The organism is Planctobacterium sp. AWM4_229 (assembly GCF_056160305.1).
Genome location: NZ_JBSWWX010000012.1, coordinates 71,198 through 92,290 on the forward strand (window position 1 = coordinate 71,198; position 21,093 = coordinate 92,290).

The following is a 21,093-nucleotide window of genomic DNA, read 5'->3' on the forward strand; positions in this document are numbered from 1 at the left end:
TTGTGACTGACACTCATGATCAAACACAGGTTCAAGGAACTTTGCGCTTATCTCTAGACGCAATTCAAAGAATACTTTTTATAGAAGCTACAGGGCCCTTTGAAAGTGACTTCGGTGAAAAATACCATGCGCAAATACTGCCACTTCGGGAAGCACTCAAACCAATATCCTGGGGAAGTTTAGCGATTCTGAAAGGAGGTGAGTCGTTATTGAATCCATTGATACGCGCCTTTTTAGTTGCTTCAATTAAAGATGCCCGACAACTTGGACTTAAAGTTACGGCCTTAGTTCTTGAGCCCGGCTCATCAGATGAAGTATTGCAATGGTGGCATTCGGTGTATCAAGAGACCGGACTTCGCTATCAAATATTCGAAGACCGACAGCAAGCACTTTCTTTTCTCACCTTAAACTTAGAGTCTTAAACCTTAAAAGCTATCCAATTGGAGTCGTTAGGCTCTTATGAAATATAACGAAAACAATTATCGCTAAACATTTCTCTTTGAGAGTGATTTTTGCCACTATTTCGTTCAAACCTTCTAAAAAATAGAACTAATATTTTGTGGATTAGTTATTAAATTTTATCATGTGGTATGTAAACAACATTTTGGGGTGGTATTCTCCACCAGCGCCACAGCCCTTTTAAATTGTACCATCCAGTAAATATCTCCATTTTTTAAATGCAACAAGGAGCAAGTGTTAATTAGATTACATATTGTGGGGCGTGTTCCACTTTATATTCAAAAAAATTGAAATTTCGAACTCACACCTTTGTCATTTAAATGATACTATTCGGTGCGTTTCCATCGTGACAGAGGACTACAAGCATTGGATAAAGAAGAAAAATTCAACCCCGAGCGCTTAAGAAATATGCGCAAGGAAGCGGGGATAACACAAAAACAATTAGGGGATATCTTGGGGTTGAGTCGTGAGACCGTGCTTCATATAGAAAATGGTGCGCCTGGCTCCATCGACACCTTAGAGATCCATGTTATTAAAAACTGGTACATTGCCTGTGAGGATAAGCTATGTCCTCTAACAAAAAAGGAATGGGCAGAGTACATTAAGTCATTTTTCGATATTCAGTAAAACGGGTTATCTTAAATGACATAAGCTCAGTTTAAGGTGGCCTTGACACCTACCTTAAACTGAGAGAACTTCCAAAAAGCTATAGTATTCCCCTACATTTATCGTCCTTCAAATCAATTTTCCCTACAGTCGCTTTTCAAACTCGTTCTATTGCATTGGCTGCAAGATAATATTGAATTACTGTAGTGCATTACATCAAAGAATATAGTCATCGATAAAAAAATGGCCGCTTGTTGCGACCATTAGAAGGATTTTACTAAAGACTTTGACCGTTTTGGTCTTCAGCTATTAAAGGAACATCATCTGGAAAATTGGCTTCTTCATCATGATCTACAATCCAAGGATCTAAACACTCTCTGTCTAACAAACAAGGATCGGTTAAAGCTTCCATAAATGCGACTAATTGGCTTACTTCTTGTTGGTTCAAATTGGGCGAGCCTCGCAAGGGGAATCGCGCCGGCGCATCGCCGTTTCTTACATTTTGAAGGTGCTCAACCACTTGAATAGAATTGTCATAGGCGTCAGGGTAGAGAGATTCGCAGGTTTGCCCTGTTTTTGAGATCAGATCGGCTACTTGCGGTAACTCACAGAAAGGCGCGTTGTTATTGGCAAATGGCTCCCCATTACGCGCGCCAAATAACCTATTGATAGACTGCCTTGGGTTGCTGTAATGTCGCACGACTTCCTCTAAGGTTTGATAAGCTCCAGTGTGGCCATATGGCGCGGTTACCGCGATGTTCAGCAGGCTAGGTGCTCGAAAATGATAGCGATCTTCATTGTCACCTGTAATATTTTCTCTACCGAAATCTTGATTGTTTGTCGCTACACCTGGATTACCTTTACCGGGGCCAAATTGTGGGAAGGCCACAAGTTGGAAACCACGTCCAGAAAGCGTAGAACCTGAATGACATGTACCGCAACCTGCGCCACCTTGATTGGCATTACTGAAAAAAAGCACCGCTCCGGCTTTTTCTTCGTCATTTAGTGCATCACTTTCTCCTGAGAGGTAACGATTCCAGGGACTATTGATAAACACCATTGAACGTTCGTATTCACCGATAGCTTCAGCAATACGATCAAAGGTAATCTCATCGTCATTATAAGCTTGCTCAAACGACACAGACCACAAGGTGTCGGTATCATTTAATCTTTCAGCTAAAACCTGGCGATACGCTTCATTATCCAAATCAAATTCAAAATCACCACGCATTTCGTCTGGTGATGTAACTGGAAAACGCGCTTGAGCTGCAGCGAGTGTGGTACCTTCCGGAAGGTTGCTGTCCGCCCTCAGATTACCACGACGATTGGGTTCGGAGTCGGGCGTGATGATCTGCCCGTTGTTTTGTCTTTCTACTCTACCATCCCAAAACATTCGCTGCTCATTTAAGCCAGCGTTAAAGATAGTGGGGGCATTCCGGGGTACTGATGGAAGATAGTCTGAATCGTTACCATTAAAGCGACCATGACCAAGCAGATCGTGTGCCGATTCATCCAATTCATCGACAGCATCAACACCCACCGATAGAGACAATTCATCACTGCCGCCTAAAACCGGGTGATGACATGAAACACAGGCTGCGCTTTCCTCACCACCCAGGTTTTTGGTAAAGAACAATGATTTTCCCAATTGAGGAAGAGGATCATCTATGGAGGGTAAGCCCTCAGCATTGATACTCTCTAACTCAAGTTGCTGCACCAGTTGTTGTAGTTGCTGTTCCAGGTTTTGGTTTCCCTGATCCGGATTTGGATTGCCGGGTCCGGGATTAGGGGTACCAGGACCTGGATTGGGATTACCGGGACCAGGGTTTGGGTTACCCGGACCTGGATTGGGGTTACCGGGACCAGGGTTTGGGTTACCTGGACCTGGATTGGGAGTTCGAGGTCCGTCTTCTCTAACAGGACCTTGTTGGGCGTTAACATCCATTGCTAATGCCGTTGCCAACATTAAACTTATCGCAATTGCCTTTTTCATCATCAACCTCTCTGCTGCCTTGCAGCGCTATTTTTATGCAGAACATGAAATACAGCATCACGTTCCTTATTTCATACAACGCAGTGGAGTTGAGTTGGTTGACACAAAAATTACAAAGTTGACAAAAAAATGTAATTTGCGTCAGTGATGTCACAGCAAAACTACGTCAGTTGCTTTTACCTTAGCGGTTTGAAGCTTGGTTGTGGCTGGAGAAAAATGAAGAACCCACAAGAAACTATGGTGACAAATGAAAGGTTTATTATTTGTGAATAGGCTCACATAACATTTATTTGCAAAAGTCATTCAGGCCGCTACGGCGGCCTGAAAAAAGTTTAAAATTACAGTGCTGAAATTAGAATCTTTCTCACTTCATCCAGTCCTAAGTCTTGTGTTTCAGACAAAGCTGTCATGCCCATTTTGTTTAGGTTAGATATGATTTTTTCTATTCCTTGCTCATCAATATTGTAATGAGATAGCTGTGTTACGATATCCAGTGAGTTAAAGAAGGCTTCTGTTTTAGTAATTGCCTCGTCAATTTTTTGCTCATCTGTGCCGCTGTTTATATTCCAGACCCTTTCAGCATACTGCAGCAGTTTGGCATGCTTTTGTTGTTTACGCGCCCTCAGCAAATGCGGCAATACAATAGCCAGTGTCCGGCCATGAGCAATATCAAACAGCGCAGTCATTTCGTGGCCAATCATGTGGGTGGACCAATCCTGCGGGACACCGACACCAATATTGCCATTTAGAGCGGATGTAGCTGACCACATGAAGTTTTTTCGCGCTTCAATATTGTTGTTGTCAAGATAAGTGACGGGACCGTCCTCAATAAGCGTTTTCAGGATCCCTTCGGCCGTCCTGTCCTGCACTTTAGCATTCACCGGGTAGGTTAAATATTGTTCAATAACGTGAATGAACGCATCAGCCACACCATTGGCTATTTGCTCTTTGGGTAGCGTCAAAGTTAAATCAGGGTCAAGCAAAGAGAACTGTGGGTATACCTCAGGTGAGAACATTGGATACTTTTGCTCATTCAGGGTGATGACTGCAAAGCCATTCATCTCAGATCCCGTTGCGGGCAGGGTGGCAACACAGGCGAGGGGTAATGCCTCAGTTTGGGGAACGGGTGCGAAACCATGTGACAGAATGTCCTGGTATTCTGAATCAGGCTTTAATACTGCTAAGGCAATAAATTTGGTGCCGTCCATTACCGAGCCACCACCAACTGCCAGTAAATAGGTTACCTGGTGTTGCTTGGCCAGCTCAGCAGCACGAACCAAAGTTTCAAATTTGGGATTGGCTTCAATACCGGAAAACTCCACTATTTTTCTGTTGCCTAATGCTTTAATAACCTTATCAATAGTGCCGTACTTTTTAGCGCTCTGTCCGCCATAGGTGATCATAACGCTGGCTTCTTTAGGGACGAGCTTATCTATTTCATCAAAACGATTCTGTCCGAATACAATCTGCGTAGGGTTGTGGTAGTTAAAATCTTGCATCTGTTGCTCCTTTTTAGCACCAAGAGAGAGAATTACTTTTTTCACTATAGTGTTTTGAAGTGGGTAAGAAGATACAAAATAGTGTCTATTTTATGCCTAATCGTCCAAGAGTGTATTGTTTTTGTTTTGTTATAAGGTGATTGGGGTAAACTTCAGATACCCCCTTTTTATTCAGTCGGGACTTGTTATGGGCATCGAAAAACAAAAAAAGTTACAAGATTTTAAAGGTTACATTGAGAGACAAACATCGCAAGAGGGGTTTACCGCAACCAACGTAACCGGTGTTGGGGTTTATAAGGCTAGCCACATCCATAACAAAAGCCCATACCTGTATGAGCCCCTTATTTGTCTGATAGCTCAGGGTGAAAAGGTATGTCACGTTGGTTCAGAGGTCTATCGCTATCAAGCGGGTAACTTCTTCATTAATTTCTTACCTATGCCGGTACAAACTGAGATAGTAGAAGCATCACCAGAAAAACCATTTTTATCTGCCGCGTTAGATATCGACCTGGTGAGGTTGGCAGATATCATCTTGCAAATCGAACGGGTGGAAGAAGAAACCGGAGAAAAGTCCCTTCAAAAAAGCTCTTGTGTTTTAGTGGGGGACGCCAATGAAGAGCTAATTGATGTATTTAATCGCCTGTTGGTGACTGCCAGTGATAAACGAGATGCAAAAGTGCTGGGAAATGCCATTGTTGATGAAATTTACTATCGCATACTCACTAGCGACCATGGCTTTGCTTTGCGGGAATTATTGAATCAATACGGGCAGATTCAACCCGTTGCCAAAGCGGTCAACTTTATCCACTCCAATCTCAATAAAACCATACAGGTAAGTGAATTAGCCAGTCTTTCCAATATGAGTAAAACCGCTTTTTTTAACGCCTTTAAACGCTTGATGCATGTACCGCCTAATCAATATATTAAAGCCACCAAACTGCAAAAAGCGCAGGCTTTACTGGTGCAGGGTATGCAAGCCAATGAAGCCAGTTATCATGTGGGGTACAACAGCTTTTCCCAGTTTAGTCGCGAATACAAACGCTTTTTCGGCTTTCCCCCGTCGCAAACTGCGGCGGCATAGTCCTGTTAGGCTCTCTTCTGTCGGGTTGTGCCTGATGAAGATACATCGCTAAGCCATCAACAGGATGCGCAGTGCCTGCAAGATCGAGGGCGTGAGCAATATTACCGCGATGGTAGCTAGCATGAGTCAAAAGATGCATTAAGATCTCCTGAACGGTTAATCTACCGGGCTTACCATCGGTAAAAATAAAACTGATTGGGGTTTGCAGTTGAATTTCGCCGTTGTTTTTAAGATATTCCTGCAACCACAGATTGTTGCGATTGTTTCTTTCTTGTAATTCCTCAAAGAGTGGAATAGTGACTGTGTTTGTCGACTCATGAGGGGCAGGGCGTTGTTCAATACGGGAGATAAATAATTCTTCAACAATGGTCATATGATTTAACTGTTGTAAACAAAACGCGGTGCTACCTTTTCTCTCCACAGCTAGCAGTTTAATCGCCTCTATGGTGTGTTTGTCTGCCCATTGTTTGTACTCAAAACACGATAACATGTTGTTCTTCCACAATTTTTGAACTAATACTAGGTAAATTCAGTTTACTTGGGTAGTAAAAATATGGCCAAAGGCACGCATGAATATGTCGATGATCCCCGCAATGCCGATATTCTCATCAATATCAATGGAAAGCTTGTTCCTAGAGCGCAGGCGAAAATTTCTGTATTTGATAGCGGCTTTATCTTAGGGGATGGTGTATGGGAAGGGATCCGGTTGCACCACGGGCGGTTAGCTTTTATTGAGCAACACATGAAAAGGTTATTTGATGGCTTTAAAGCATTGGATATGGAGCCGGGAATAAGTAAACAGGGGTTGATTGACAGGATACAGCAAACTTGTAATGCCAATAATATGCATGATGGTGTGCATATTCGCCTCATGGTAACTCGCGGCATTAAGGCAACTCCCTATCAGGACCCCAGAGTGACTATCACGCCTGCCACCATTGTGATTATTGCAGAGCACAAAACTCCGCTGATAAAGGACGATTTTAACGGTATTGCTCTGTTTACCAGTCACGTCCGTCGCGGCTACTCCGATGTGCAAGATCCCAAGTTAAATACGCACTCCAAATTAAATTGTATTTTTGCCTGTATTCAGGCAGCCAAAGCGGGCGCAGATGAATCTTTGATGCTGGATCCTCATGGTTTTGTGGCTACTTGTAATTCCACCCATTTTTTTATTGTTCGCCAAGGCGAAGTGTGGACTTCAACCGGTGACTATTGCCTTGATGGCATAACCCGGCGCAATGTGATCAATGTTTGCAAGCTAAACAATATACCTGTATACGAACGAAATTTTACCTTGTCAGACGTTTATGGAGCGGATGAAGCCTTTGTTACTGGCACGTTCGCGGGCTTGACTCGAGTTAAACAAGTTGATGGCCGTACAATCGGTGAAGAGGACGAAACACCGCTATTAGCTCGTTTACAGCATCTTTATGTTGATATGATCGAACGCGCGTGTGAGGAAAGTTAACATGACCACCAGAATAGCTATGTGGTCTGGACCACGCAACATTTCCACCGCCATGATGCGCAGTTGGGAAAATCGCAGCGATTGTAGTGTCGTGGATGAACCATTTTACGCCTTTTACCTGGCCCAAACTCAGAGCCCTCATCCAATGTTTGAGCAGGTGTTGACCTCTCAGTGCAGACATTATGACGAGGTTGCCACACAGTTGAGTTCGGGAAATGTAACAACACCAGTGCAGTATCAAAAACACATGACCCATCACATGCTGAATAACAGTTTCGATTGGGCCAAAGAGCTAAAACATTGTTTTTTAATAAGAAACCCCAAAGAGGTGGTGGCTTCCTACACAAACAGTCGTGGTGTCTGTACTGCTGAGGAGATTGGTATCATCCGACAAGCAGAAATCTACACACTGCTGACCCAGCAAACCGGTCAGAAAATCCCAATTATTGATTCTAATGAGGTGCTCAAATCTCCTGAGCGGATGTTGCGTAAACTGTGTGAAAGATTAAGCGTACCATTTGAGCCAAATATGCTGCAATGGCCCACAGGAAAACGTGACTCTGATGGTGTTTGGGCCAGCCATTGGTATCATTCTGTTGAGCGCTCTACGGGGTTCGCTCCATACCAGGAAAAGACAATCCAGTTGAGTGATTGGCAACAGGAGGTTGTGCAGCAGGTTATGCCTGCTTATATGGCATTATATGAAAAGCGAGTGCGATAACCTTTCAAACCTGAGTATCAATGCGTTTGCGTGTATAACGATAATGTATTAGCCGCAACAACATTAAATCCACGACTAAGTGAACGGCAATCGCGCCGAAGGCGCCCATTCCGGGCGTGTTCGCAAGCTGGGTTGCAAAGCGACCGCTGTTTTGTATTTGGTTGTGCAAGTCCTGTAATGCGGTTTCTAGCAAGCCGTATTCAGTGTTAATCGCTGAAACATTAATAACGGCGAAAACAATGAATAAACCGCAAATGGCGTAAAATTTATCTTTGGTCCAACTCATGCTGTCGGAAAATATCCAGCCTATCAATACGGCACAGGCAGTAACGTAAAAATTCCACAGAAAGTTGATTTGGTCCCTGATCTGAAACACTACACCAATGAGCTCCGACTCGGTCATTTTGTTATCCTGTTTACTTGCGTTGCTTCAGTGTAGACAAAACCGATAAAGTTGCCACTGATAAAACAGTTTATCCCACACGGGTTAGTTTGTAAGATGGGGAATTATGTCTCAAAAAAACTATCATCATCTCAGCCCTGCAGAAGAGTCCCTGTTTCATCAGTTGGTAGCTCCGGCTTTTCGTCGCGCCATACAATTACAACGACAATTTGAGCGCAAAAATGATTTGGATGTAACGGCTCATCAAACTTTACTGGCGGAAATTGAATCAGCCGAACATAACGTGTGGCAAGCGATTGCCTTGGCTACTGCAGACATTAATCCATCACTTATAACTGAAGTAACTGCAGCTGCCCCGATGGCGCTAACAAAATCTACAAAATTATGGATTGCGAAATGCCTCGAAGATGGCAGTTTACCTCTTTTGGAAGAAGGAGATTTTACACCCATTAGATTTTTGCAAGGTCGCTATTGATTCAGGTGCAAAAGTTGCATAAAAAAACTCAATAACCACATAAACCTGCTGAATTGCGTTAACACATGACAACTTCAAGCAAGGTTTACATTTTTTTGACGGAGTCTTCATGCAATACATTAAATCCCTTTTCGCAGTGCTCACCTTCGTTATTTTATCTAATTCAGTCCTTGCCAAGGACAGCCCGATGACGCTTTATGGACTGGAGTTGGGGGGCAATAAAAGCCTGCAACAACAACTTGGTGTAGGGCAGCAAAGCTTTTATCTGCAAGATGGCAACCAACAACTTAGCTCTGCGGCAACGGTACGGGAAAGAGCAGGGCATCAAATCGCCTGTCGGCAAACGAGTTTTGGTATAACAGAAATCGTAAGCGATACTTATCAAAAACTGGTCAGCGAAGACGAGTATTTATCCGGCAGGAAAGAAGCCTTAAAACGTCGAGTAAAAGACGATCTTACTGTTGCGCAAAACTCGTTAGTTCACACTATCAGTAAAAAGTATGCTCAACCGCAATGCCAATGGGCTTTTAACTCTGTTGTCTATGCCGATGCTGAAACACCTACCGTGGTGTCGAAATTCAAATCAAAATCCGGAGTTGATAAACTCGCAACCTTAACCTTTAGTGTCGATCATCAGGGTAAAATACTGTCCTTGAAAGCGGAGCAAATTGTGGAAAGGCTGGATGCTGAGCGAATTGACGTTATTCTTGCGGCCATTGCAAAACGCTATCAAGTGGATATTGATGCTTTCAGTAGCCTCAATAAAAAGACTCAAAAACGCGTGCTTGAGGGGAAACAAGCTATTCAATTTAAGGTTCAGTCGGCACAGTGTCAGTTTGAGGTAAAAAATACCTATTACCGCAGCGATGCTGCTGCTCGCTACTTTGGCATTAATGAGGCGCACGGCTATATCGAAATGGGTTGCCAATTACCAGCCTATAGTGCTTTTAGCAGCAAAGAGGTGGAAAAGTTTGTCTCTGTTAAAGTTAATGAGTCAATCGCGAAATTATTGGACAAACACAAAACCCAAATGAAGGCCGAAGGCCAGAAAGAGAAAAACTCAGGCTTTGTGTTTTAATTTTCTTAACTCATACGGTCAGGTTAAATATTGGTCTCACGGAGAAGGAACGAGTACTTGCAGCTTTCACTTTTGAATTTGATAAGAGCGGGGGCCGTAATTGTTCCACTGGTTTGTGCCATGATGACTTCTTACTACAATCCATCCACCTTTCTGCTTTTTGCAATACCCTACAGTGCTTTCTTTATCACGCTAAAACAAAGCGATGGCCTTATCGCAAAAACAATTGCTTGTATTGTCTTGTTTTTTTTAGCTGCAATTAGCGTTTTATTAACCTTTGGTGTAGCAAGTGACCCTCAAGCATCAATTGCCGCCGGTATACTGTTAATTATACAGTTCATCGTGGCACTGCTTTTTTTGATAGCTTATTGGCTAACGAAAATCTTCACCAAAAAGCGCAATAACAAAACACTCTGAGACTATCATTCCGCGTTCTTGAGCTGATATTTAATAAATTTGTGAAATGGTTTTCCCGGCTCAGTAAACTCAAAAGGGAAGTTGGCCTTATTTGGGGCATCAGGGAAGTATTGTGGCTCCAGGCATATAGCGTTACGCGATACGAATGGCGTGCTCATGTGATCAGCAGTGTACACCTGGATACCCGGGTAGTCAGAACAAACTTCAAGCGTAAGTTTGCCGTCGGGGCTAATTAGCGTGGCCACAGGCAATGAGTTTTGGCCATGCTTTACCACAAAATTGTTATCTAACCTTGCGGTAACGGCTTTGGCGCTTTCGAAATCATATTCCTCTGGCACTGCTTCAATACTGCCAGTAGGGATATTTTGTTCGTCTACTGGCGTATAACTTTCCGCATTCAGTTGCAAAGTGTGGTTGTTGATATTTTTACTGTGCTCTCCCAGATTAAAATAGGCGTGACCTGTAGGGCCTATGGGCACGATACGCTCAGATTGTGCTTTGATATCAATAATGAGTTCATCTTTTTCTGTAACCCTATAGGTCACTTTAAAGATGATGTTACCTGGATAACCCACATCAGATGAACCAAGGTGCTGATGCACTAACGTGATGGCGTTTTCGGTTTGGGATTCCAGTTGCCAATACACCGCTTGCAAGCCATCTTGCCCCCCATGTAAATGATTGGTACCTTCATTGGCCCCCAGGTTGATTGTTTTACCATCGATATTTACCCGGGCCCCTGCAATTCGATTGGCATAAGGACCTGCAATGGCTCCCATATAGGCACCATCTTGCAAATAATCTTCTACGTGATCATAACCGACAATAATATTTCGGCCGTTTGTTACATCAGCACTCCAGTCAAGCAAGCGAGCGCCATAATTTAAAATAGTTGCTTGATTGCCATTTTGGTTAGTGATTTGCCAGGTTTTTAACATCGTTTACTCGGATTATTTTTTTCAAGAAATATAACAGTTTTTGGTTTAATTAGAACCGCAGCGTTGGTATTTGAAAATCAGAAACGAGAAAAGATAACCACCCGAACACGAATGCTGGGTGGTGGCTAATATGCTGCGCTAGATAATGGTCTTGCGAGTACGCAGATGGTTGTAGGTGTCTTTGACATATGACTTTTTAATTTCTTTCAGTGGTTCATAATTTTCCTGAAAGTATATTTTGGTAGCAATACCAGGATCCTTGAAACTGATAAACGCGCCATAGGCGCCGTCAATATTGGTGGATTGAGAGACATCAATCCAGTCCATCGCTCGATTGGTATCCACAAACACTTCATTGGTTTGCAGCTCGATTTTGTTTTTGATGGATTCATTCCACCAGGTTTGATATTGAATGGTGTATTGGCAAGGGCGATAGGGAAACGCCACACCTAATACGCCGTCTACCTTTTTGGGTCCCTGACAAGCCTCTTCTTGCTGGATATCCATGTCTTGATAATATTTACCAGTGATTGCACCTAAGGTGACGTAGCTAAACAATCCAAGCTGCTCGTTTTGAGGACTCAACAGGTTAGATGACAAGGTTTTAATGAGTTGTTTTCTGCTGACATCTGTCCATAATCCCGAGGCCAAAGAGGGGACCAGTTTAGAGCTGATTTTGTGTGGTGCTGGAGCATCGTAATCAGGAGTGAATGGTGTGCCTTCTAAAAGTGCGGTCTTACCCAAACCATAACCCGAGTATTGGCTTACATCGGCCAGTGAGTTTCTGCCCCAATCGCCCATCAGATCGGAAGGATATTTGGCTGCCGGATCAGTCTGGCCCGCACCATTAGCAGGGTAGATCACAACATGTCCGCTTTTCCCTCCGGTTTTAGAGAAACTCTGGTCGATAAAGTCCAGCAGAGTATTCTCATCGCCCTCCCAATAACCGTACATCAGGCAATGATGATACAACCCTTTTTCATATTCTTTATTAAAATCACCGTCAAAGGGAATGGCGTTTATTTTCAGGTTAGTGCCCAATAGTGCCGCATTTTGTTTATTGATGGCCTCTTCCCATTCCTCCAATATGTCTATTGTCGGATATTCGTGACTCGGAGTAGGGCAGTCATCTGCAAGCTTGGTAGTACAGGGAATATTCCACTCAATCGTAAAGCGGTGGATCTCCTTGGGTAAATCGAAAGTTTGTACTTTCCACTCTGTAACTATGCCATAGCTCATACCGCCGCCACCTCGCAGGGCCCACAAAATTTCAGAGTGATTGTCTTCCGTTGCCTGAATAACAGAACCATCGCCTAATACAACAGTGGCTTCTTTGAGATGTTCACAGCACATGCCGTGTTTTCGGGTCCAAGGTCCCCAGCCCCCGCCTTGGATAAAGCCAGAAAGGGCAACCGTGGCACAGGTACCATGAGGGAGCATTTTGTCCTTATGGGCCAGAGCAGGCGTTAGCTGATAGAATCGATAACCAGCACCAATGGTTGCTATACCGTCATCATCTATAGAAATTTCTGGTTTTATGCCAGTGACATCGATTAGCACTGTATTGTCGCCACTGGATTCACCTGCATGATCATGACCGCCTGTTCGCACTCTCACAGGCAAGTTATATTTGATGGCGGTTTTATAGGTCATCACAACGTCTTGAGTAGACTGGCACATGGCGATTGCAAATGGGTGATATTGGTATCGGGTGTTAAAAACCAAAGATTCTGTTTGATAAGTATTCAAACCTGCCACCTGGCTGGTACCATTGTTTGTAGGTGTTAACAGTCGATTTTTATCGAAGCCCTGCGCTATCATGGCTTCAAAAAACAACTGTGCATTGTTTACAATGTCAGAAAACACATAAAGTACTTCTCTTCGCTGTTGCATTGGCTCCTTAATATCAGGCTCCATGTGTTCAACTGAATGAAGTACAGGGGTAGTAGCAGAAATATTGAGTCTTTTAGATTGAGTCATGGCACCGTTCCTTATTATGTTCCTTGTGGTGTTTTTTTTAATTCAACAGGCTCAAGTGTAGTGGTAAAGAATATATTTACCATCAAATGTAAATAAAATAACAAAAAAGTGATAAGTGGAGAGATATGAAGGAAAGCAATAAAGAACTGAGTCTAATGGCGGCAGTCACCATTGATGGTAAAGCCCTCAGCGCAAGTCACCAAATCCATAGTATTCAAGTCACCTTAAATACCGATGACGAGAGCTTGGCAACAGTGACTATCAATGAGTCTTCTCAAGCTACTGATAGCATCCATTTCCCGGATAACATCCAACCTCATTCTGACATCGAAATTGCTTTGGGCTACGACACAACAACCAAAGTCTTTTCCGGAACACTGATTGCACTTGAAGCGCGAGTGGCTTCAGGCTTGGGCACAGTCGTGCTATTGAACGCCGTCAATGACGCTGAATACCCTGAGGGTAATGAAGTTTCTGTTTGCTTTGAATATGGTGAGTCACTATTGGACTTTAATGGTGTCACGCATTTTGAAGGCAGTTCCACTGAGCAAAGCACATTTCCCTGTGAAGTGGAATTAACGGTGCAGGGGCAAGCCCACTTGCTACCGGGGCAAAAAGTAGCGTTAAAAAACTGCAGTGCCTGGTTTGATGGCAACTATCAAATTCTGGCCATTCGTCACACGGTTGAAAACGGTAACTGGCTATCGCAATTGGTTGTAGGCCGCTAGCTCCTTTAAATCGGTGCTTTTTGTAACAGCCCAAAGACACCGTTGATAAACATTTGTACTGACATAATGAGTAGTAACATCCCCATCAGCCGCTCAAGCGCTAACAACCCTTTGTCTTTTAATACTTTGAGCATAAATGGTGCTGACAGCAAAACCAGCATGGTGATGGTCCAGGCTATCATGACGGATAGCGTTAACATAGGCAGGCTTAATTGTGAGGTTTTCGACATTACCATGAGTGTTGCGAGCGCTGACGGGCCGGCAATCATGGGCATGGCAATAGGCACTACAAAGGGTTCTCCCTGACCGCCAAAAATACTCTGGCCTTTTGGCGGTGGGAAAATCATCTTTATGCCAATTACAAACAAGATCACACCGCCGGCGATTGTTACCGCTTCAGCCTGAAGGCCAAATAATTTCAGGAAGCTTTCTCCGAAGAACAGAAAAATAAGTAATAAACACAAACCTATGATAGTTTCGCGAAAGATAATTTTGCGTTTGCGCTCTTTGGGCACATCTTTTAATACGGAAAGGATAATGGGAACGTTACCGAATGGGTCGATTACAAATAGCAGTACCAAGGTAAGTGAAATGATGGAGTCAAGAATTTCCAAAACGATGTTCCTGTAGTAAAAAGCGACGCAGCATGGCCTATTGTAGACCATACTGTATCTTTTCCAAGTGTTTGAAAATTCAAGTATTTGAAGATTAAGTTAGTACGCCGGGAATTTCCTTTCCATAACCTAAATCAACATTGCAGGCCTTGGCGGCAGTATGTAGTAAATCCCAATGATCGTAACTGCTACCTGCCGCGGTCGTAACGCCTCGGTTGATGCTGCTGCCGCCGCCAGCGATCATCAATGGCACATCGCTATTACTGTGTAAATCTGCATGGCCCATATCCGTTGTTTCTACCACAACTGTGCTGTTTAATATTCCTGCGGCTCTGAGTTTGTTGATCAGATAGGCGGTAAAACTACCCAGGTGATTACGCATTTCAACGTAATAAGGGTAATTTTCCTGACCATTGCTGCCGCCGTGAATAGACTGGTGATAGATACCTTGGTAGTTCAGCCCAGGCAGTCGGAACTCGGATTGATGGTTGCCAAAACCGATAGAAACCGATGATGTCAGGTTACAGGTTAATGCGGCGACTGCGATGTCAGCTTGCAGGTGCGCCTGCTGGGTAAACGTATCATGAGACAAGGTAAACTCAGTTGCATCTGGTGCGATGGAACAGGTGCTGCCGCCAGATAAATCATCTAAACGACGTTGCGTGTCTGAAATGGCATCCAGGTGGTCATCCAGGCGTTGAGTCTCGTAACCGGCTAATTTAGTTTTAATGGCGTTTGCCGCCTGAGCATGGGCATCCAAAATCGCCGTTTTCGGGTTGGCATTCACGTTACCAAACAAAAGACGAAACGCGGTAAAAGGGTTGTCTTCAAAAGGTATTTGGTTCCGGTTGTCTTTGGTCAGCGCGCCCTGGCCGTTACTATGCACGCCTAGGTTAACATAGGTAAAAGGCAAAGCGGGCCCAAGAGCTCGTCCCATTACCACATCATAACTGTCACCACCCCAGCTATTGGCCAGTACCACTGGCATGCGGCCATGGCCGGCATTGGCATGAGACATATTGAGTAAAAAGTTACATTCGGTTTTAACCGAATCATAGGCCGCTGACATGGGCGCCATGACCATATCCTCACCACTGCCTGATGGTGCCCATAATCTGTGCACGCCGCCGCCGGGAATGTAGATAGCAACAGTTTTATCAGGTGTGCTGCTTGCCTGGGCTTCGACATTTCGCGCGTGTAGAATACCCGCCATCAGTGGCGATGCCCGCAACAGTGTTTGGGTAATACCCGTTGCCGCCATGGTTTTTAACAGGTCACGGCGATTAAATACGTTCGATCTGAATTTTGCTTGTTTCATGGTTTAATCCTCTTTACGTCTACCTTGATTTGAAAGGGGCTCAGTCGCGAGCCCAGGCTTTTCGGTAACGCACTGATTCAAGAGAACCAAAACGTTCGAACATGGCGCGGGGACTTTCATTCATCAGTGCATCGGTTAAATCTTCCACCTCGCAAGCATAGCCAGCTTGCTCCATCTCACTCATAGCACTGCTGTCGGGATTGCTTGGGTCTATTTCCTGGTGACCAACGCCCATCACAAAGCGAAACATTTGTTTGGGTAAACATGATTGCGCAGAGTCTAATCCTGTCAGCACTTGCCCAAGGCCTTTGGCGCCCAAAAACGGCAGAAATTGGTCAATATCACTGTATCTTTCAGGCGCATAGAGTTCGCCGTTTGCATCTATGGTATTACCTTGTAAATCGCTGCTTCTGATACGACCAGTCGTGTCAAAATCTTCCATGCCGAATCCCAGAGGATTGATATATTGGGTATGACAATTGGTACAAGGCGCATCTTCAGTGAGTCGGTGGTACTTCATTCGGTTGGTAGTTTCAGGGTCTTGCAGAAACTCGGACAATTCAGCCAGTTTTGCTTCACGGGCAGCAAAGGTTCCTGCTGGCGGATCCGGCTGATCCTGACACATCATTCTTCTTCTGACTCGAACAGAGCGAAGGATGGGGGAGGTTTCAACCGCTTCGCCCCAGCGAGACATGAAGGCGCCGTTAGCCAAGATCCCGCCTCTATCGGACGTGGTTACTTTGCGAAATTCGTCACCGCTTACGCCATCTATTCCATAGTGCTGTGCCAATGTTTGATTGAGGAAGGTAAAATTTCCAGCATACAGTGAGTTAAAGGATTCTTCATTATCTAGCATCACATAGGCAAAAGTTTGATTTAGCTCTTGCTTCATATCAGGCACTAAACTGGCAAAACCCGGCCATACATCCGTATCTTTTGCGGATAATTCAAGTTCTCCAGTACCCAGCCAGCTGCCAATAAACTGTCCCAGAATACCTTCGGCCTGGCCTGCGAGTCGGTTGGCTTGCGCAATGATATTTGCTGTATCGCGCAATTCATCCTTTGCGGCGGCTTCGCGCAGTGTTTCATCTGGAGTGGAGCCGGTGAAGGTGTAGGCTAAAAAGGTGGCCATTTCCCAAGAGGTTAATTCGAATGCGTCGGCGTCCAATGAAGGATTCTCAGGATTTGGCTCACCGAGTTCATGTCGGTATAAGAATTGTGGAGACGACAACAGGCCTTCTAATGCCAGTTGCATTCCGGCTTTTATATCACCATTGGTTTCGCTGCCATTGGCAATGCTAAGCCAGGTAGAGTTTTCATTAACATCTAATGGACGGCGGAATATTTTAGGCGCCAATTCATCAATCATCAATTGAGCACAATCTAGATCGATAGCCGCGCAGCTAAGTGCCGGGGCAAAATCCTGTTCAGCCGACCAGTGCGCCACTTCTTCTGCAACCAGTAAAAAGTTACTGTATGAAGAAGGCACAAAAGAAGCATGGGTATTGTTGGTAAAAAAGCCAATTTTATTATCAGCAGATAGCCCATCTGCAACGACATAATCGATACCGATAAGGTCCTCAATACTGTTTTGATACTCTTGTTGCGTTAATATCTTGAGCTGTCTGGCACCATAACTAACGGGCGTTAAGCTGGTGTCACAAGTAAGCTCTGTTACCCATAAGGTTTCAATAAAAGCGGCGACATCCTCGGCACAACTCTGACCGCAAGAGGTAGGACTGCCAAATGGCATGGAGGTAACAATGGTATTGATCATGGTAGACAAATCCATTTCGGTGTTAAGAGCAGGGAAACTGCCAACACCCTCGCCATTAACACCGTGACATCCCGCGCATTGCTCCATGAAAATGGATTGTCCGCGCACAATTGGGTTGCCCTGGGTGACTTCAACCGTGGCAGTGTTTGTAGCCAGGGAGGGTACACTGTCATTGAGTGCGATAACCTTATAACTGTACTGTCCTTCGTCGGGTAAACCTTCACTTAACTGGTTTACGTTGGAAGACAGTTCTGCAATGGTTTGCCAACGGCCCTCTGCTGGTTTGCGACGCACAATAAACTGCGATTCATTTGTGCTTTTATCCTGCCAGGTTAATTCAGCCTCCAGGTCATCAGTATTAAAGTTAGCTGTGAGTGACTCAGGGTCTGCCGGGGCTGGCGGCATCAATAACGGAACATTGTCAGGGTTGGCTTTTTCAAACACTAAATTGAAATAGACGGGCACAGCTTCACCGATTGAGGTCAGATTGGCGACAATGCGCAACGCTTCGATACCGGCATCCATATCGAAGCTTTTGCTATCAATAATGACAGGTTGAATGTTGCTTACGGATAGCTCAGTGGCTGATATTTTGCTTACCAACACTTGAGCGCTGACATCAAGACGAATCCCGTGCAAAGACAACTCGCCGGTAATGGAATCTTGTGATACTTCACCCGACTGGAGTTGAGCAAGGTAGTCTTCTCCTAGCTGCAAGCTAAACCAGGCATCTGGCAGGTATAGCGTCTCAAACAATAGAGATTGCAGGCGACTGTTACGGATGTCTACGCCTGTTGCCACATCGGTTAAATCGATGCGCAACAGCGCTTCACCGTTTTCATCAATGGAGCCCGATAGTGCCGGTGGTTCATCTTGAGCCGCGGTAAAGCTATTGATTTCAGCGGTATGTTCCTTTTTAACTGAAACATAGGTTAATCGGGAGTTTTCGGCATTTAATAACCAATCATCAGACTGGCCTGCATCAGTTTCTGACAGCGGTGCATCAGTGCATACATCACCACTTATCACCATAGTAGTATCCGCGCTATCACCACCTTTATTGGCAACAAACCCAAAGGTGTACGACTGGCCTTCGTTGATCACTGGCTGCCATGATGGTGGCGTCGCAGTGCATTCATTGCCGTTGCAGTTGAATGTTGCATTCCAACTGTTAACAAGCGTGCTGCCATCACTAAATTTCCAGGCTAACTGCCAATCACTGAAAGCAGGTTCATTTTGGTTAGTTATGGTGATCTCAGCTTTGAATCCGTTGTTCCACTCATCAACAACATCCCAGGAACAAGTGGCTGCCTGGCTTAACCCGGGTAAAGAGAACAAGCTGACCGCAAGGTAACTCAGGCACAGCGTTTTATTTTGCAATGCTAAACATTTCATGTTGCTTACTCCTGTGCAGCTTGTGGTTGAAACAGCAGGTGGAAGTTCACCGGCACGGCATAGCTGATTGAAGCCAGGCCCGCCAATTCTTTAAGCGTTTCGATACGTGCGTCCAGGTTAAAGTCTGTAGCGTTGATAATGATGGGCTGAGTATTTACCACCAGTAAATTACCGCTATTTAACTTGCTCACGCGCAAGTTGGCAGAGACTGGAACTGATAGACCATGCAGATTGAGTAGGGCTTCAACAGTTAAAAACTCACTGGTACCAACAGCCATAGCGCTGATTTGCTCGGCATCGAAACTGAGAAGTACTTCGGCCTCACTGAATGTCGCCGTGTCAAACAGGTGGTCGCGCATGCGCTGGTCACGTGTTGCAATGCCTGTGTCGACACTGGCGAGGCTAATTCTCAAACTGGCATCACCCTGAGTGGTTAACTCTCCAGCTATTTCAGTGAAAGTATGACTTTCCAGGATATGGAGTTTTTTCGTCGAAACAAACCACAGTGCAGAGTTAGCTGTATCAAGCTGGTAATCCTGCGGTTCACCTGTCATGGTGTCGAATACCCTAATATTAATGGCCTCTGCGTGGGTTTCACTGTTGCCATCGCTGACAGTCAGTTGTACTTGATAGTCTCCAGGTTCTGTAAAAATATGGGTTGGGTTAGCGCTGGTAGAACTGTTGCCGTCACCAAACATCCAATGAAAGGTCAGAGGGTCATTGTCGGCATCCGAAGAGTCACTACCTGAAAAGTCCAACGTCAGTGGTACATTGCCGGAAGTTGCCGATGAAGAAGCAATGGCAACGGGTGGGGTATTTGGAGGTGGTGCTACGCCATCACAAAAACCACTTAGCGAAGGTATAGTTACGTCACCTTGGTTATTATCTTTTTGGGCATTGAAGCCAAATTCAACAAAACTACCTGGTGAAATAGTGCTGTTATAACTGGCATTGTGAATGTTGTAAGGATTGTTACCAGTATAAGCCGAGTTCCACGTTCCCGTTACCATGGTATTGTCCGAAAAAGCCATGATCACTGTCCATGAATTAGCGGTATAGGGGCTTTGATTGGTTATGCGTACCTTGCCGGTAAAGCCTGAATTCCACTCGTGCTCAACAAAAAATTCGCACATACCGCTTTCAGGCTCGGGTTCTGTAGCAACAATGGTAACGCTAGCCGGAGATGATTCGCCATTGTCATCAACGACTGTGAGCTGTACCTGATAATTACCGGCGCTTTCGTATGTGTGAGAGATTTCAGCACCGCTGCCAGATTGCCCATCACCAAAATTCCAGAGCCACTGGGATATCTCACTACTTTGAGAGACCGAAGAAGCGCCATCAAAATTCACTGTAAGTGGAATTTGCCCTTCTACAACATCTTGCTCGATGATAGCTTCCGGCGCCATTACCACACTATCGTTATCACAAATACCGGACAGGATTGGGCTCTCAGAATTTTCTCCTGGCGTTCCTTTTTGCGAGTTAAAGCCAAACGTAACACTGCTTCCTGGGTTAATGGTTTGGTTGTAACTGGCGTTCGTAAAAGTGTAGGGGTTGCTTCCAGTGAAGCTGGAGTTCCAGGCTCCAGTGACTGTTGAGCCTTGTGAATAGGCCAGTCCCACTTGCCATCCCGTTATGGTTTGCTCTCCATCGTTAGTTATTTTAACTGAGGAGGTAAAACCTGAGTTCCATTCGTTCTCTACATTAAATTCACATTGTGCAGCCCAGCCAGAGCTGCTTGATACGATACCCATCAATAATAAGCATCGAATACCTGAAGGCTTTTTCGATCCCAACATGGCAATTAAACCTGTTCAGTTGTTAATAACTGGATCCTATGTCAGGAGTTGGGTTAAAAAAAATATCAAAACTCATACCTATGGGGGGCTGAGTTGTACCTTAATATACTATTAAGGGTATAAATATTGCGCGGATAAATATGGAGAATGTGGAGGCCAATATTGATTTTTAGCGTGCTTTCAACGATTGATTGTCACTAAGCCCAGCAGCGATAAAGGATTCATTCACTGTTGGTGTAAAAAATTGATTACACAATGTGTTTTTATGCAGTGTTTAGTCAGAACAGAAACGCATAATTGTGCAGGGAAAGTCCTCAAACTGAGTTTTAAAATTCAAT

At 44.5% G+C, this 21,093-nt stretch carries 19 protein-coding genes; 9 read left to right on the forward strand and 10 right to left on the reverse strand.

Features of this window, described 5'->3' with window-relative positions; translation table 11 throughout:
- The first annotated feature begins 2 nt into the window (after positions 1–2).
- Both ACXAGP_RS20790 and ACXAGP_RS20795 read left to right on the forward strand, forming a co-directional pair.
- Positions 3–422: a hypothetical protein gene (locus tag ACXAGP_RS20790; protein WP_475263654.1), complete on the forward strand. Its 420-nt coding sequence runs from the start codon at positions 3–5 to the stop codon at positions 420–422.
- 403 nt (positions 423–825) lie between these two features.
- A complete protein-coding gene (locus ACXAGP_RS20795) occupies positions 826–1,086 on the forward strand; it encodes a helix-turn-helix domain-containing protein (protein WP_338292589.1) in 261 nt (86 codons plus the stop codon).
- Between the two features lie 256 nt (positions 1,087–1,342).
- On the opposite strand, the gene ACXAGP_RS20800 is transcribed toward ACXAGP_RS20795, so the two are convergent.
- Complete coding sequence (locus ACXAGP_RS20800) at positions 1,343–3,061, reverse strand: cytochrome-c peroxidase (protein ID WP_475263656.1); 1,719 nt, start codon at positions 3,059–3,061, stop codon at positions 1,343–1,345.
- A gap of 335 nt (positions 3,062–3,396) precedes the next feature.
- A complete protein-coding gene (locus ACXAGP_RS20805; protein WP_475263658.1) occupies positions 3,397–4,557 on the reverse strand; it encodes an iron-containing alcohol dehydrogenase in 1,161 nt (386 codons plus the stop codon).
- Between the two features lie 187 nt (positions 4,558–4,744).
- On the opposite strand from ACXAGP_RS20805, the gene ACXAGP_RS20810 reads away from it, so the two are divergent.
- Positions 4,745–5,638 (forward strand): AraC family transcriptional regulator, encoded by an 894-nt coding sequence (locus ACXAGP_RS20810; protein ID WP_475263660.1) that lies wholly within the window; start codon positions 4,745–4,747, stop codon positions 5,636–5,638.
- On the opposite strand, the gene ACXAGP_RS20815 is transcribed toward ACXAGP_RS20810, so the two are convergent.
- Positions 5,580–6,128, reverse strand: coding sequence for a DinB family protein (locus ACXAGP_RS20815; RefSeq protein WP_475263662.1), 549 nt, complete (start codon positions 6,126–6,128; stop codon positions 5,580–5,582). The two genes, ACXAGP_RS20810 and ACXAGP_RS20815, sit on opposite strands and share 59 nt — an antisense overlap.
- A 63-nt stretch (positions 6,129–6,191) precedes the next feature.
- Between ACXAGP_RS20815 and ACXAGP_RS20820 the strand changes: the two genes are divergently transcribed.
- Together ACXAGP_RS20820 and ACXAGP_RS20825 are read left to right on the forward strand one after the other, a co-directional pair.
- A complete protein-coding gene (locus ACXAGP_RS20820) occupies positions 6,192–7,109 on the forward strand; it encodes an aminotransferase class IV (RefSeq protein ID WP_475263663.1) in 918 nt (305 codons plus the stop codon).
- Between the two features lies 1 nt (position 7,110).
- Positions 7,111–7,830, forward strand: coding sequence for a sulfotransferase-like domain-containing protein (locus ACXAGP_RS20825; RefSeq protein WP_475263665.1), 720 nt, complete (start codon positions 7,111–7,113; stop codon positions 7,828–7,830).
- A 4-nt stretch (positions 7,831–7,834) separates the two neighbouring features.
- Here the strand turns inward: ACXAGP_RS20825 and ACXAGP_RS20830 are convergent, their stop codons facing one another.
- Positions 7,835–8,233, reverse strand: coding sequence for a hypothetical protein (locus tag ACXAGP_RS20830; protein ID WP_475263666.1), 399 nt, complete (start codon positions 8,231–8,233; stop codon positions 7,835–7,837).
- Positions 8,234–8,339: 106 nt separating this feature from the next.
- Between ACXAGP_RS20830 and ACXAGP_RS20835 the strand changes: the two genes are divergently transcribed.
- From ACXAGP_RS20835 to ACXAGP_RS20845, 3 genes are all read left to right on the forward strand, one after another.
- Positions 8,340–8,708 carry a hypothetical protein gene (locus ACXAGP_RS20835; RefSeq protein ID WP_475263668.1) on the forward strand — a complete coding sequence of 123 codons (369 nt, stop codon included), beginning with the start codon at positions 8,340–8,342 and terminating at the stop codon, positions 8,706–8,708.
- A gap of 109 nt (positions 8,709–8,817) precedes the next feature.
- A complete protein-coding gene (locus ACXAGP_RS20840; protein ID WP_475263669.1) occupies positions 8,818–9,786 on the forward strand; it encodes a hypothetical protein in 969 nt (322 codons plus the stop codon).
- A gap of 57 nt (positions 9,787–9,843) precedes the next feature.
- Positions 9,844–10,203, forward strand: coding sequence for a hypothetical protein (locus ACXAGP_RS20845; protein WP_475263670.1), 360 nt, complete (start codon positions 9,844–9,846; stop codon positions 10,201–10,203).
- A gap of 5 nt (positions 10,204–10,208) precedes the next feature.
- On the opposite strand, the gene ACXAGP_RS20850 is transcribed toward ACXAGP_RS20845, so the two are convergent.
- Both ACXAGP_RS20850 and ACXAGP_RS20855 read right to left on the reverse strand, forming a co-directional pair.
- Complete coding sequence (locus ACXAGP_RS20850) at positions 10,209–11,141, reverse strand: aldose epimerase family protein (RefSeq protein ID WP_475263671.1); 933 nt, start codon at positions 11,139–11,141, stop codon at positions 10,209–10,211.
- Between the two features lie 138 nt (positions 11,142–11,279).
- A complete protein-coding gene (locus tag ACXAGP_RS20855; protein ID WP_475263673.1) occupies positions 11,280–13,121 on the reverse strand; it encodes an FAD-binding oxidoreductase in 1,842 nt (613 codons plus the stop codon).
- A gap of 125 nt (positions 13,122–13,246) precedes the next feature.
- On the opposite strand from ACXAGP_RS20855, the gene ACXAGP_RS20860 reads away from it, so the two are divergent.
- Positions 13,247–13,849, forward strand: a complete 603-nt coding sequence (locus ACXAGP_RS20860) for a hypothetical protein (protein WP_475263675.1) — start codon at positions 13,247–13,249, stop codon at positions 13,847–13,849.
- 5 nt (positions 13,850–13,854) lie between these two features.
- Here ACXAGP_RS20860 and ACXAGP_RS20865 read toward each other — a convergent pair whose 3' ends face one another.
- The 4 genes from ACXAGP_RS20865 to ACXAGP_RS20880 all read right to left on the reverse strand — a co-directional run bounded on the left by ACXAGP_RS20865 (position 13,855) and on the right by ACXAGP_RS20880 (position 20,755).
- Positions 13,855–14,463 carry a MarC family protein gene (locus ACXAGP_RS20865; RefSeq protein ID WP_338292603.1) on the reverse strand — a complete coding sequence of 203 codons (609 nt, stop codon included), beginning with the start codon at positions 14,461–14,463 and terminating at the stop codon, positions 13,855–13,857.
- A 94-nt stretch (positions 14,464–14,557) separates the two neighbouring features.
- The gene (locus tag ACXAGP_RS20870) at positions 14,558–15,781 is read right to left on the reverse strand and encodes a DUF1552 domain-containing protein (protein WP_475263676.1); all 1,224 of its coding nucleotides are present in this window, start codon (positions 15,779–15,781) and stop codon (positions 14,558–14,560) included.
- A gap of 40 nt (positions 15,782–15,821) precedes the next feature.
- The gene (locus ACXAGP_RS20875; protein WP_475263677.1) at positions 15,822–18,953 is read right to left on the reverse strand and encodes a DUF1592 domain-containing protein; all 3,132 of its coding nucleotides are present in this window, start codon (positions 18,951–18,953) and stop codon (positions 15,822–15,824) included.
- A gap of 5 nt (positions 18,954–18,958) precedes the next feature.
- Positions 18,959–20,755 carry a cellulose binding domain-containing protein gene (locus ACXAGP_RS20880; RefSeq protein ID WP_475263678.1) on the reverse strand — a complete coding sequence of 599 codons (1,797 nt, stop codon included), beginning with the start codon at positions 20,753–20,755 and terminating at the stop codon, positions 18,959–18,961.
- Positions 20,756–21,093 lie beyond the last annotated feature (338 nt).

Excerpts from the sequence above, each read along its gene's own strand:
- ACXAGP_RS20830 (WP_475263666.1), bottom strand. The coding sequence starts at position 8,233 with ATGACCGAGTCGGAGCTCATTGGTGTAGTGTTTCAGATCAGGGACCAA.
- ACXAGP_RS20835 (WP_475263668.1), top strand. The coding sequence starts at position 8,340 with ATGTCTCAAAAAAACTATCATCATCTCAGCCCTGCAGAAGAGTCCCTG.
- ACXAGP_RS20820 (WP_475263663.1), top strand. The coding sequence starts at position 6,192 with ATGGCCAAAGGCACGCATGAATATGTCGATGATCCCCGCAATGCCGAT.
- ACXAGP_RS20880 (WP_475263678.1), bottom strand. The coding sequence starts at position 20,755 with ATGTTGGGATCGAAAAAGCCTTCAGGTATTCGATGCTTATTATTGATG.
- ACXAGP_RS20840 (WP_475263669.1), top strand. The coding sequence starts at position 8,818 with ATGCAATACATTAAATCCCTTTTCGCAGTGCTCACCTTCGTTATTTTA.
- ACXAGP_RS20875 (WP_475263677.1), bottom strand. The coding sequence starts at position 18,953 with ATGAAATGTTTAGCATTGCAAAATAAAACGCTGTGCCTGAGTTACCTT.
- ACXAGP_RS20805 (WP_475263658.1), bottom strand. The coding sequence starts at position 4,557 with ATGCAAGATTTTAACTACCACAACCCTACGCAGATTGTATTCGGACAG.
- ACXAGP_RS20815 (WP_475263662.1), bottom strand. The coding sequence starts at position 6,128 with ATGTTATCGTGTTTTGAGTACAAACAATGGGCAGACAAACACACCATA.
- ACXAGP_RS20850 (WP_475263671.1), bottom strand. The coding sequence starts at position 11,141 with ATGTTAAAAACCTGGCAAATCACTAACCAAAATGGCAATCAAGCAACT.
- ACXAGP_RS20825 (WP_475263665.1), top strand. The coding sequence starts at position 7,111 with ATGACCACCAGAATAGCTATGTGGTCTGGACCACGCAACATTTCCACC.
- ACXAGP_RS20800 (WP_475263656.1), bottom strand. The coding sequence starts at position 3,061 with ATGATGAAAAAGGCAATTGCGATAAGTTTAATGTTGGCAACGGCATTA.
- ACXAGP_RS20855 (WP_475263673.1), bottom strand. The coding sequence starts at position 13,121 with ATGACTCAATCTAAAAGACTCAATATTTCTGCTACTACCCCTGTACTT.
- ACXAGP_RS20810 (WP_475263660.1), top strand. The coding sequence starts at position 4,745 with ATGGGCATCGAAAAACAAAAAAAGTTACAAGATTTTAAAGGTTACATT.
- ACXAGP_RS20860 (WP_475263675.1), top strand. The coding sequence starts at position 13,247 with ATGAAGGAAAGCAATAAAGAACTGAGTCTAATGGCGGCAGTCACCATT.
- ACXAGP_RS20870 (WP_475263676.1), bottom strand. The coding sequence starts at position 15,781 with ATGAAACAAGCAAAATTCAGATCGAACGTATTTAATCGCCGTGACCTG.